General features: G+C 72.7%; 10 protein-coding genes. 7 read left to right on the top strand and 3 right to left on the bottom strand.

Features of this window, described 5'->3' with window-relative positions; genetic code table 11:
* Positions 1 to 281: 281 nt before the first annotated feature.
* Entirely contained in the window at positions 282 to 1,541 is a 1,260-nt protein-coding gene (locus OHB01_RS35535; RefSeq protein WP_142651188.1) for an MFS transporter, read from the top strand.
* 7 nt (positions 1,542 to 1,548) lie between these two features.
* Here the strand turns inward: OHB01_RS35535 and OHB01_RS35530 are convergent, their stop codons facing one another.
* The gene (locus OHB01_RS35530) at positions 1,549 to 2,184 is read right to left on the bottom strand and encodes a class I SAM-dependent methyltransferase (RefSeq protein ID WP_142651187.1); all 636 of its coding nucleotides are present in this window, start codon (positions 2,182 to 2,184) and stop codon (positions 1,549 to 1,551) included.
* Between the two features lie 264 nt (positions 2,185 to 2,448).
* On the opposite strand from OHB01_RS35530, the gene OHB01_RS35525 reads away from it, so the two are divergent.
* The 4 genes from OHB01_RS35525 (at position 2,449) to OHB01_RS35510 (ending at position 7,102) form a co-directional block, all read left to right on the top strand.
* On the top strand, positions 2,449 to 3,282 hold the full coding sequence (locus OHB01_RS35525; RefSeq protein WP_328854569.1) for a peroxiredoxin: 834 nt from the start codon (positions 2,449 to 2,451) through the stop codon (positions 3,280 to 3,282).
* Between the two features lie 121 nt (positions 3,283 to 3,403).
* Positions 3,404 to 4,675: a D-arabinono-1,4-lactone oxidase gene (locus tag OHB01_RS35520; protein ID WP_147944728.1), complete on the top strand. Its 1,272-nt coding sequence runs from the start codon at positions 3,404 to 3,406 to the stop codon at positions 4,673 to 4,675.
* Between the two features lie 55 nt (positions 4,676 to 4,730).
* Positions 4,731 to 6,506, top strand: a complete 1,776-nt coding sequence (locus OHB01_RS35515) for a glycoside hydrolase family 15 protein (RefSeq protein ID WP_328710418.1) — start codon at positions 4,731 to 4,733, stop codon at positions 6,504 to 6,506.
* Between the two features lie 125 nt (positions 6,507 to 6,631).
* Positions 6,632 to 7,102, top strand: a complete 471-nt coding sequence (locus OHB01_RS35510) for an SPW repeat protein (RefSeq protein WP_142651183.1) — start codon at positions 6,632 to 6,634, stop codon at positions 7,100 to 7,102.
* 86 nt (positions 7,103 to 7,188) lie between these two features.
* Here OHB01_RS35510 and OHB01_RS35505 read toward each other — a convergent pair whose 3' ends face one another.
* Positions 7,189 to 7,923 (bottom strand): hypothetical protein, encoded by a 735-nt coding sequence (locus OHB01_RS35505; protein WP_147944730.1) that lies wholly within the window; start codon positions 7,921 to 7,923, stop codon positions 7,189 to 7,191.
* Positions 7,924 to 8,287: 364 nt separating this feature from the next.
* On the opposite strand from OHB01_RS35505, the gene OHB01_RS35500 reads away from it, so the two are divergent.
* Positions 8,288 to 10,855, top strand: a complete 2,568-nt coding sequence (locus tag OHB01_RS35500) for an MXAN_6230/SCO0854 family RING domain-containing protein (protein WP_328854568.1) — start codon at positions 8,288 to 8,290, stop codon at positions 10,853 to 10,855.
* A gap of 347 nt (positions 10,856 to 11,202) precedes the next feature.
* A complete protein-coding gene (locus tag OHB01_RS35495; protein WP_328854567.1) occupies positions 11,203 to 11,931 on the top strand; it encodes a GNAT family N-acetyltransferase in 729 nt (242 codons plus the stop codon).
* Between the two features lie 61 nt (positions 11,932 to 11,992).
* Here the strand turns inward: OHB01_RS35495 and OHB01_RS35490 are convergent, their stop codons facing one another.
* On the bottom strand, positions 11,993 to 12,292 hold the full coding sequence (locus tag OHB01_RS35490) for a DUF6295 family protein (RefSeq protein ID WP_142651174.1): 300 nt from the start codon (positions 12,290 to 12,292) through the stop codon (positions 11,993 to 11,995).
* Between the last annotated feature and the right edge of the window lie 8 nt (positions 12,293 to 12,300).

The raw sequence follows: 12,300 nt of genomic DNA, 5'->3' as shown, positions 1-12,300 counted from the left end.
CGGGTTCGCCGTCCTGCACGGGCGTCGCGCGGAGCGCGTCACCGGGTGGGCCGTTCGGACCGAGGGGCCCCTTCGGGGCAGAAACATTCGGAATTTTACCGAAATCTTTTGGGGGATCGGCATGTTCGGCGAACGTCACGTCGCTCGTTCCGCTGCCGGAGGCGACCCAGGCACGGGAGGTTTCCGGCCTGCTCCTTTCCTGGACTCCGGTCATGGTCACGGTAAGTGATCAGGGTAAAGTACCCAAAATGTTGCATATGCCCAGATCGGCGAGGTAGAGGGTGGCGGGGGTACAAGCAGTTCTGAAGCGTGTCGCCCTCGACACAAGGCCCCTGAGCATCGCCGCGTACCGGCGGCTGCTGGTGGGGCAGGGCGTCTCCTTCATCGGGTTCCAGCTCACCTCGGTGGCCGTGAGCGGGCAGGTGTACAGCATCACGGGGTCGTCCCTGTGGGTCGGCCTGCTCGGGCCGGTGAGCCTCGTGCCGCTCGTCGTCTTCGGCCTGTGGGGCGGCGCGGTCGCCGACGCGATGGACCGCCGCCGGCTCCTGCTGGCCGGCTCGGTGGTGGCCTGGCTGTCCACCGTCGCCCTGCTGCTGCACGCCTGGTCGGGAATCGGCAGCGTCTATCTCATCCTCGCCGTCATCGCCCTGCAGTCGGTCGGCTTCGCCGTCACCTCGGCCACGCGCGGGGCGATCATCCCCCGCATCGTGCCCACCGAGCGGGTTCCCGCGGCCAACACCCTCAACTTCCTGGTCAGCAGCATCGGCACGGTGGTCGGGCCGCTGCTGGCCGGGGTGGTGCTCGCCAAGGGCGGCTACGCCGCCGCGTACCTCATCGACGCGATCCTGTTCGGCGCCGGCTTCTACGCGGCCGTACGGCTGCCGACGCTGACACCCGTCGGTGAGATCTCCCGGCCGGGCCTGCGCTCGGTGGTCGACGGGCTCAAATACGTGGTGAGCAAGCCCGTCGTGTTCATGTCGTTCGTGGTGGACATCATCGCGATGGCGTTCGCGATGCCGAGGGCGCTGTTCCCGGAGATGGCGGCCGAGCGCTTCGGCGGGTCCGCGGTGGCGTTCGGCTGGCTGTCGGCGAGCATCGCCATCGGGGCGGTCGTCGCCGGCGTCTTCTCCGGCTGGGTCGGCCGCGTACGCCGCCAGGGGGTGGCGCTCACGCTCGTGATCGCCCTGTGGGGCGTGACGGTGGCCGCCGCGGCGCTGGCCCAGCCGTTGTGGCTGGTCGTGGCGCTGCTGGCGATCGGCGGGGCGACCGACCTCGCCTCCGCCGTCTGGCGGCAGACGATCCTGCAGACCTACGCGCCCGACGAGATGCGGGGACGCCTGCAGGGGGTGTTCATGGTCGTCGTCGCGGGCGGGCCCCGGCTCGGTGACCTGCGGGCGGGCGCCACCGCCGACGCCTTCGGGCTGGTGCCCTCGTGGGCGGGCGGCGGCCTCGTGTGCGCCCTGCTGGTCCTGGTGACCGGGTTCGGCGTGGCCGCCTTCCGCCGGTACGACGCCATGGCGAGCCGCCCGGACACGGCCTGAGCCCGAGTCAGGGCCGGGCCTCGCCGCGTACGCAGAAGGAGATGGGGCTGCAGGCGCGGCCGGGGAAGACGAAGCGCTCCAGCGACCCCACGGTGAAGCCCGCCGCCTCGACGGCCGTCACGCTGTCGCGGCCCGTGTGGCAGCCGCCGGTCAGGCGCGGCCACACGGTCGCGTCCAGCAGGTCCTGCGTCCTGGCCCAGCCCGTGGACCAGGCGCGGACGTGTTCGAGGAACCGCAGCCGCCCGCCGGGGGCCAGCACGCGGCGGATCTCCCGCAGTCCGGCGACGGGGTCGGGCAGCGAGCACAGCACGAACGACACCACCGCCGCGTCGAACTCCCCGTCGGCGGCCGGGAGCCGGTCGGCCAGGCCGCTGACCAGCTCGATCCGCGCCGGCGCGTCACGGGCCGCCTGACGGGCGGCCGCCCGCAGCCGCGGCTCGGGCTCGACGGCCAGCACACCGGCGACGGACGGCGGATAGTGGACGAAGTTGAGCCCGTTGCCCGCGCCGACCTCGATCACCCGGCCCGACAGCCCCGACACCAGCGCCGCGCGCTGCCCGATCATGCCCTGCCGGTCGAGCACATGGCTGAACCACGTGTAGAAGCGGGCGAAGAGCGGATGGCTGACCTCGGTCGTCGGCATGGCGTCCCCCTGTTCGTTCCTCGTTCATTCCCGCCCGGACCTCGTGGCCCGCGGCATTACCGAATCGGGGTGAAACGGTCGTGGTCGCGGCTGGTCTCCGCGGGTACGGGCACCCATGGACGACGTGGTTGACGATGCGGTTGACGACGAGCTGGAGGACGCGCCGGGCCACGAGGAGAGCGCCGACCGCCCGCCGTGGGCCATACGCGGCGGCATTTCGCGGCGGCCCCGCTCCTGGCGGCGTGACGCGGAAAGGAAGCGACCATGACTTCTGCCGTGACCTCTGCGGTGCCCGCGGCGACACCGTCGGCACCCTCGGCGGCACCCTCGGCGGCACCCTCGGCGGCACCCTCGGCGGCACCCTCGGCGGCACCCTCGGCGGCACCCTCGGCGGGACCCTCGGCCGCGCCCTCGGCGGGACCCTCGGCCGCGCCCTCGGCGGGACCCGGGGCGGAGCCCGCCCGGCTGCCGCTCATCGGCGACAGGGCGCCGGACTTCGAGGCCGAGAGCACCCACGGGCCGGTCCGGCTCGCCGACTACGCCGGGCGGTGGCTGGTGCTGTTCAGCCATCCGGCCGACTTCACCCCGGTGTGCACCACCGAGTTCGTCGCGTTCGCCGAGCTGGCCGACGCGTTCGCCGCCCGCGACGTCGCCCTGCTCGCCAACTCCGTCGACTCCGTGTACAGCCACCTCGCCTGGACGCGGGCGATCGAGGAGAAGTTCGGCGTGAAGATCCCCTTCCCGGTCATCGCCGACCTCGACACGCGGGTGTCCCGGGCGTACGGCATGCTCCACCCGAACATGTCGACGACGGCGGCGGTCCGCGCGGTGTTCGTGATCGACCCGCAGTCGGTCGTCCGCGCGATCCTCTACTACCCGATGAACGCGGGGCGGATGATCCCCGAGATCCTCAGGCTCGTGGACGCGCTGCAGACGTCCGACCGCGACGGCGTCTCCTGCCCGGCCAACTGGCGTCCGGGCGACGACGTGCTGCTGGGCGCGCCGAAGACCCAGGCCGAGGTGGAGGCCAGACTGGCCGACGAGCGGCTCAAGATCGTCGACTGGTACCTCGCCAGCGTCCCCGGCCGCGGCGCCTGACCGCAGGCGCAGGGAGGAGGCGCAGGGCGGAGGCGCAGGGGCGGAGGCGCCGGCCCGTCGCCGGGAAGGTGAACCGCACGCGGGGGAGCGCCTGAGCGTGATGTTCCGGTAGAACTCCCTTGTGACTCAATTGGTGACAAACTGGGCGGGCAACATCACCTTCCGGGCCGCTGAGGTCGAGCGGCCCTCCTCAGTCGAGGAACTGCGCGCCCTGGTGGCGCGCAGCGAGAAGGCCCGCGTGCTGGGCAGCGGACACTCCTTCAACCACATCGCCGACTCCCCGGGCGCGCTGATCTCGCTCGACGCGCTGCCACCGGAGATCGAGATCGACGGCGGGTCGTCCACGGTGCGGGTCGCCGCGAACGTCCGGTACGCCGAGCTGGGCCGCCGTCTGCACGAGAAGGGCTACGCCCTGCCCAACCTCGCGTCGCTGCCGCACATCTCGGTCGCGGGCTCCTGCGCGACCGGCACCCACGGCTCGGGCGACGCCAACGGCGGCCTGGCCACCTCCGTACGAGCGATCGAGATGGTGACCGCGGAGGGCGAGCTCGTCACGCTGAGCCGCGACGCGGACGGCGACCGGTTCGCCGGGGCCGTCGTCGCCCTGGGCGCCCTCGGCGTCGTCGTGGCCATGACGCTCGACGTCGTGCCGTCGTTCGACGTCCGCCAGCGGGTGTTCGAGGGACTGCCGGCCGAGGTGCTGGACGACCGGTTCGACGCCGTCATGTCCGCCGCGTACAGCGTCAGCCTGTTCACCGACTGGCGGACCTCGCGGATCAACCAGGCCTGGGTCAAGGAACGAGTCGGCGCGGACGCCGCCGAGGGCTTTCACGAGCCGGGCGGCGGCTTCTTCGGGGCGGCGCCCGCCGACGGCCCGCGGCACCCCGTGCCCGGCGTGTCGGCGGTGCACTGCACGGCCCAGCTGGGCGTCCCCGGCCCCTGGTTCGAGCGCCTGCCGCACTTCCGGCCCGACTTCACGCCCAGCAGCGGCGAGGAGCTCCAGTCGGAGTACATGGTGCCCCGGCAGCACGCGTCGGCGGCCTTCCGCGCCCTCGACGCGATCCGCGACCGCATCGCGCCGGTCCTGCAGATCTCCGAGATCCGCACGATCGCCGGCGACGACCTGTGGCTGAGCCCGAGCCAGGGCCGCGACACCGTGGCCTTCCACTTCACGTGGATCAAGGACACCGCCGCCGTGACGCCCGTGCTCACCGCGATCGAGGAGCGCCTGGCGCCGTTCGGCGCGCGGCCTCACTGGGGGAAGCTGTTCACCCTCCCCGCGGACGTCCTGCGCACCCGCTACGAGCGCCTGGACGAGTTCGCGGCGCTGGCGCGGCACTACGACCCGCGCGGCGTCTTCGCCAACGAGTTCGTCGAGCGGTACGTCCGCTAGCCGACCGGTTCGTCCCCTCGTGACCGGGTATGTCCGGGGATCACGGGGGACAACGATGCGCATCGAGGACTACGCGCTCATCGGCGACATGCACACGGCCGCCCTGGTCGGCCGCGACGGCTCCGTGGACTGGCTGTGCCTGCCGCGCTTCGACTCCGGAGCCTGCTTCGCGGCGCTCCTGGGCGGCCGCGCGGCGGGCCGCTGGCTGCTGGCCCCGGCGGGCGGGGGAACGTGCACCCGCCGCCGCTACCGCGACGGCACGCTGGTCCTGGAGACGACCTGGGACAGGCCCAGCGGGTGCGTGCGGGTCCTCGACTTCATGCCGCCGCGCGGGGAGGCGCCCGACCTCGTACGGATCGTGGAGGGCGTGCGGGGCCGGGTGGACATGCGCACGGAGCTGCTGCTGCGCTTCGAATACGGCGCGGTGATCCCCTGGGTGCGGCACCGCGAGGGGGAGCTGGCCGTCGTCGCCGGCCCCAACGCCGCCTGGCTCCAGTCGCCCGTCGAGCTCGCCCACGACTCCCGTCTCCGGGGGACGACCGCCTCCTTCGCCGTGTCGGCGGGCGACCGGGTGCCGTTCGTGCTCACCTGGCAGCAGTCGTGGCAGGGCCGGCCGCGGCGGCTGGACGCGGACGAGGAGCTGGCCGCCACCGACCGGCGGTGGAGGCGGTGGCTCGGCCGGTGCCGCTATCACGGGGAGTACGGCGAGGCCGTGGGCAGCAGCCTCCTCGCGCTCAAGGCCCTCACGTACGCCCCCACGGGCGGCGTCGTCGCGGCGGCCACGACCTCGCTGCCGGAGCGGATCGGCGGCCCGCGCAACTGGGACTACCGCTACAGCTGGCTGCGGGACGCGTCGTTCACGCTGCGGGCGCTGATCGGCGCGGGGTACGCGGACGAGGCGACGGCCTGGCGCGACTGGCTGCTGCGGGCCGTCGCCGGGGACCCCGCCGACCTGCAGATCATGTACACGCTCGACGGCAGCAGGCACATGCCCGAGTGGACCGCCGACTGGCTGCAGGGATACGAGGGATCGCGGCCGGTGCGGATCGGCAACGCCGCCTCGGGGCAGTTCCAGCTCGACGTGTACGGCGAGGTGATCGAGTGCCTTTACCAGGCCAGACAGGCGGGCCTGCGGCCGGACGAGGATGTCTGGGACCTGCAGCGCGAGCTCATGGAGTATCTGGAGGGGGCGTGGCGGGAGCCCGACAACGGGCTGTGGGAGGTGCGCGGCCCGCGCCGCGACTTCGTCCATTCCAAGGTCTTCGCCTGGGTGGCGGCCGACCGCATGGTCCGCTCGGTCGAGGCGCAGGGCCTCGACGGTCCCGTCCGCCGGTGGCGCGCCCTGCGTGAGGAGATCCACCGGGACGTGTGCGCGCACGGCTACGACGCCTGCCGCAACACCTTCACCCAGTTCTACGGGTCGAAGGGGCTCGACGCCGCGCTGCTGCTCATTCCCCGGCTCGGCTTCCTGCCCCTGGACGACCCACGTGTGGCGGGCACCGTCGACGCCGTGTGCCGAGAGCTGACGGAGGACGGGCTCGTCCTGCGCTACCGGCCCGAGGCCGACGACGTGGACGGCCTGCCGGGCGGGGAGGGCGTCTTCATCGCCTGCTCCTTCTGGCTCGCCCACGCGCTCGCCCTGATCGGCCGCCGCGAACGGTCGCGGCGCCTGTTCGAGCGCCTGCTGTCCCTGCGCAACGACGTCGGCCTGCTGTCGGAGGAATACGACGTACGCGAGGGACGTCTCACCGGCAACTTCCCCCAGGCGTACAGCCACGTCTCCATCGTGAACACGGCCCGGGCGCTGGCCGGCGCGGGGACATCGGAGTGACAGATGTCGTCCATCTGTTTCCTGCGCATCTCGTGACCTCCCCTTCACCACCTGCGGCGTTGCATGATGCAAGCGAGGGGTCCGGGTCATCGGCCCGGCCCGTCTGGGAGAAGAGGTGACGCGACATGGTGCGACCAGGTCTGGCACACCGCCCGGACGTGACGGAACTGCGCGAGACGTACGACCGCGCGGGATCGACCGTTCCGGCTCAGGTCATGGATGGAGTGACGTTCCTCGCCGGGCTCTACCTTGCCATCTCGCCGTGGATCGTGGGATTCAGCGGTTTCGGCGGTCTGGCGATCAACAACCTGATCGTCGGGCTGACGGTCGCCGCGCTCGCGATGGGCTGCGCGTCCGCCTTCGGCCGCACGTACGGCATGAGCTGGGTGGTGCCGGTGCTCGGCGTCTGGACGATCATCGCTCCGTGGGTGATCAGCGGCCGGCCGGCGACCACGGCGACGATCTGGGACAACGTGGTCACCGGGGCGATCATCTTCCTGTTCGGCCTCGGCGCGCTGGCGTTCGCCGCCAACTACCGGCAGCACGAGCAGGGAGGCACGCGACGGGAGGCAGGCACACCGGGCGGTCAGTGGTAGCCGCCGGCATCGGGCCGGCGAGGAGCGTACCCCGCCGGCCTGTCCATGCCGGCCTGTCCATGCCGGTCGCCCGGCCCCGGGCGGGGTCACCCGCCATGGCAGGCGTCCCCGGGAGACGGGCCCATGGTGAGGAACAGGATGCGGTCCGACTCCAGGCCGAAGGTCTCCCGGCAGGCATCGTGCATCCCCAGCGCGCTGATGGGCGGGGGGTGGTAGTGGCCGGACCTGGTGTTGAAGACGACGGCGGACACACCGTCGTCATCGCCGAACAGGCACAGCTCGCCCGCCGACACGACCGGCGCTCCGCCGGGGGACAGGTGCGGATGGCGTACGCCGTTGAAGTGCGCGCGGGGCCAGGGGAACAAAAGGTCCCGGGCCGGGACGGGCACCGGATGGACCAGGATGTCGTTCCCCGGGGTGAGCACGTACAGATAGTGCTCCTTGAACCTGATGGCCCCGTGTGGCGTGCGGGTCAGCCGCACCACCGCCGGTGCGAGAGCACGCGGCAGGCGGACGGTGTCCGTCTCCTGGAAGAGCAGCAGGGGACGCAGCGGATCGAGGATCTTCACATGCGACGCCGCGTTCGGCCGGTGGCCGGCCCACAACTGCCTCTGGCACAGATCTCTTTGGGACCAGGCCTTTTCCCACGCCTGCCTGCTGCCCGTCGCGGCCGCGCGGCCGACGAATTCGATGAGATACGCGTAGGCCAGTGCCGCGGAAGCCTGGGACCGCGTCGTGTATTCGCGCAGGACGACGTCACGCGCGTGCTCGTACTTCCGCTGCGGGAGGTCCGATCCCGGGTTGGCGCTTTTGTTTCGCATGGAATCCAGGGGTGAGGTCTCCTTCGCCGGCGAGGCCGTGGGCCGGGGCCGGGATGAATCGCGGGGTGGAAACGCCGGCGGTTTCTCTGGAAGAAAGTCTAGGAGATCCGTCTACATTTGGTCTAAATTGTTGATCGCCGCATTATCTAGACGTCCTTTGCGGGGAGGCCGGTGACGCGGCCGGCGGCCGCATAGCGGAAAAACCGGGCGACACGGGATCGGGCTGCGGGCTAGGGTGACAGGCCAAGGGGCGGCTCCGGACGTGCTTCCTTCTCGATCTGTTAATCGCTTAGCGCGTCCACTCTCCGCCCCTTCCCGCTTTCCCGGCGCCTGTCCGATCGCTCGTGCCCCAGGGAGGATGCCCGTGGACCGGCTGGCGGAGCTGCTGCTGCGGCAGCGGCTGGTCACCCCCGACCTGCTCGTTCCCGCCGCCGCGCGGGAGACCGCCGTCCCGGGGCGCGGGGACCGATCGTCCCGCCGGGCCCGGCCTCGCGCCCCCGTCGCGGACGGCGTGATCGCGCTGGAGTCGGACCTGCTCCAGCTCGGGCACGTGCTGAGCGCGCCGCTGCGCGCCCGCCTGGCCGAGCTGGACGCCGCCGAGCTGGGGCACGCGGGCCGCGCGCTCGTCTCCGCCCTGTCGGCCCTGCGGGGCGGGCTCGTCGTGCACACGCCGCTGTTCCGCCGCTTCCCCGAGTCGGTGCCCGCAGACACATCGGAGGTGTTCGTCCGCAGGGTGTTCTCCCTGCTGCTCCAGCGGCCGGAGCAGCCGTGCGTGCTGTGCGGGGAGATCGGCGCCGTCCACCCGGTGTCCCCGTGCGCGCACCTCGTCTGCCGCGCGTGCTGGGACGGCGCCGACTACAGCGCCTGCCCGATCTGCCACCGGCGGATCGACCCCGGTGATCCCTTCCTGCGCCCCGCCGACGACGTCCACGCTCCGGCCGTCACGTGGAACGGCGGGGTGCCCGGCACGCTGACCCTGCTCGGGCTGTGCGACGACCCCGCCGCCCGGGCCCGCGACCTGCTGGGGCCGCTGCTGGCGCGGCAGTCGGCGCCGCGCGCGGAGGACAAGGAGGTCGTCGCCGAGATCGTCGATCGCTTCTGGCCCGGCTCTGCGGGCTGGCTGCCCGAGCGGATCCCCGCCCGCGAGACCCGCGCCGTCGTCCTGGCCGCGGCCGTACGGCACGGCGACCTGGGCCTGCCCGCGCGGCACGCCGACACGGCGACCGACGTGCTGCGGCTGCTCCACGCCCTCATGGGCGGCGATCCCGGGCTGCGCACCCGCCTCCCGCGCCGTACGAGCCTGCCCAGGCCGGTGCGCCGCGCGCTCCTCGCCGTGCTAGACCGGCAGCCGCTGCCGCACCTGATCGAGGACCTGCACCGCTATCCGGTGCAGTGGCGGCAGATGGCAGAGGTGCTGCACCCGCACGAGTTCCACCGGCGGCACCCGGACGCGGCCCTGGCGTTCGCCGTGCTGCGAGGCACCCCGCTGCGCACGGGCACGCCGATGGCGGACGTCCTGCTGGAGCGTGCGGCGCCCCACGGTGACCTGCTGACGTTCGACGGCGTACGGCTGCGCGCCCGCACCTTCGCGGGACGGTTCGAGGCGGCGCTGCGGACCGATCCCCACGAGGCACTCGCCCTGCTCTCGCGCCGGCCGGGGGAGCTGCTGCGGCGCACCGCCGATCTCGCCCGCCGCGTGCCCGCGGCCGATCTCGCCGAGGCCCTGCGCGCCGCCGCGCCGCACGTCTCCCCGGCCGTGCTGATCGCCACGTTGGGCCAGTTGCGTACGCCGCCGGGCGGCACGCGGATGTTCCTGCCGCGCGGGGGAGCGGCCCGGATCTGGACCGAGCCCGACGTCCGCAAGGAGCTCGCCTCCGAGACCGTGGCCGCCCTGTCCGACGTGCTGACCGGGGAGATGCTGCGCCGGGCCGCCGCGCTGCCGCCCGTCGAGACCGCGCTGCTGGACGAGGAGCTGACCGACCTGCTCGCGCCGCAGGCCGAGAGGTCCGCCTCGGCCTCGCTGGTACGGCTGCCGCGCGGGAGCGTGCGTCCTTTGCCGGGCGGCGAGCGCGTCCGGCTGTTCCTGCACTGGGCGCAGCCCGAGAACCACCGGGTCGACCTGGACCTGTCGGTGGCGGTGTTCGACGCGCGGTGGACGTTCACCGGGCTGTGCGACTACACGAGCCTGCGGCTCGGCGGGAGCGCCGCCGTCCACTCCGGCGACCTGACCTCGGCGCCCGAGCCGGAGGGCGCGTCGGAGTTCGTGGACCTCGACACGGCGGCGCTGCGCGCGATCGGCGGCCGATATGTGGTGCCCATCGTGTTCAGCTACAACGACGTGCCGTTCGACGAACTCGTCCGCGGTTTCGCCGGGTTCATGGACGATCCGGACGGCCTGTTCGACCCGCTCGCCGTACGGCAGCGCTTCGACCTGACCGGCCCGGCCAAGATCCTCGTCCCGTTCGTCGCCGACCTCTGGTCGCGCACGATGCGCTGGGTGGACCTCAACGTGTCGGCGTTCGACGGGTTCCACAACGTGTACGGATACGAAGAGCAGCTCGCCCGTCTGGGCGCGGCGGCCGAGGACGCCTATGGTCTCGGCGGGCACGTCACCCTGTGGGAGGTCGCCTGCTGGCACGCCGCCGCCCGCGCCCGCGAGGTCGTCGTACGGCACCGCGACGGCTCCGTGAGCCGGCACACGCGCCGTCCCGGTGAGGACGCCGCCGCCTTCGCGGCGCGCCTCTGGGCGCGGCGGGCGGCCGGGCCCGTCGTGCCGGAAGCGGATCTCGCCATGGTGCTGCGGGACGACGTGCGGGTGAGCGAGGGGGCGCAGGTCTACGCCCTGCACCCCGCCCACCTCGACCCCGCCGTGATCCGCTCGCTCGACGCCGCCGACCTCGTCGGCATGCTCGCCCCCGTGCCACCGGCCTGACCGGAAGCAAATGATTTGCGATTGCGGGAACGCGCGTGGGAAGGTGAGCGCGCTTCACCACGCATTCACAGAAGGAACGAAGCCTATGTTCTCGGCGTCCCGCAGCGGCCGCCGGCGGCACTGACCGGCACGCCTCCCGCGTCACCGGTCCACTGCCCTCCGTCTCACGGCGGCCCCACGTGACGGTGCTCAGTGCACTTTGCTCAGTGCACCTTGCTCAGTGCACCTTGCTCTGTGCACCCTTCTCATCCCTGTTGCGCGCGTTCACCGCCCCGCGCGGCGGGCGAACCGCTCTTGTCATTCGTGAGGTCGATATCACCGTGGGCATCGATGTCCAGAATTTCGCCGTGGCCAACCTGCGCCGCCGTCCCGAAGCCGTCGAAATCGGCGGCTTCGTTCTCGGCGTGGACCCCGGCACCACCAGCCCGTACATCAACTACGCGACACCCCTGCCCGGCGCCCGGCCGGGTGCGCGCGATGTCGCGGCGCTGATCGGCGCGTTCCGAGAGCGCGGGCTCAAGCCCCGTCTCGAGTTCGCGCCGGACGCCGCGCCCGACGTGCGGCCGGCTCTTCAGGAGGCCGGGTTCACGGTCGAGGCGGTGCACGAATACCTCGTCTGCGTTCCGGACACGCTGACGATGCCTATGCCGCCGGCCGCTCTGCCGGTCGAGACGCCGTCCACGGACGATGACTACACGGCGATCGACGCCGCCCTGTCCGAGGCGTTCGGCGGCGAGTTCCCCGCGTCGCCGGAGGGCGCGGCCCGGCTGCGCCGTACGGAGGAGAGCGGCGGCGCGGTCCGGTTCGTCCGGGCGCCCGGCGGGGGCTGCGCCGGGGCGGCCATGTGCTCCGCCCCGGCCGTGGAGACGTCGGAGCTCGCCGGGGTCGGCACCCGTCCCGATTGGCGCGGGCGGGGCATCGCCGGCGCGGTCACCGCCACGCTCGCCGAGACGATGCTCGCCAGGGGAGCACGGTCGGTGTGGCTGGAGTACAGCGGTGAGGGATCGCGCCGGGTCTACGAACGCGTGGGCTTCCGGCCGGGCGGCACCCGCCTCTACATGTCGCTCGAAGCCTGACGCGCGCCGCTCGCGGCTCCCGCTCCGAGAGGGGCGGGAGCCGTACGGCCTGCGGGCGGGATCAGGCGGAAGCGGAGGCGGGGGCGGATCGGCGGGCGGCCGACGCGAGCCCGGGCGGCGCCGCGGCCAGGGCCTTGTGGATGGCCTCCACGAGGGCCAGCGCCCCCTCCTCGGTGAGCTCGATCGCCACCCGGGCCGACGGGCCCTCCGCCGGGTTGGCGAGGTCGATGTTCACCGTGTGTTCCTGGGTCGCGTGGTAGGGGTGGTCGACGTAGACCATGCCGTCGGTGACGGTGAACCAGCCCGACCCGCCCTTGGCGGCGCCGTCGATCCGGAACTTCTCGGTGAGATAGGTGCACATTTCTGGTT

The organism is Microbispora hainanensis (assembly GCF_036186745.1).
GTDB lineage: Bacteria > Actinomycetota > Actinomycetes > Streptosporangiales > Streptosporangiaceae > Microbispora.
This window is presented reverse-complemented; position numbering and strand designations above follow the sequence as displayed.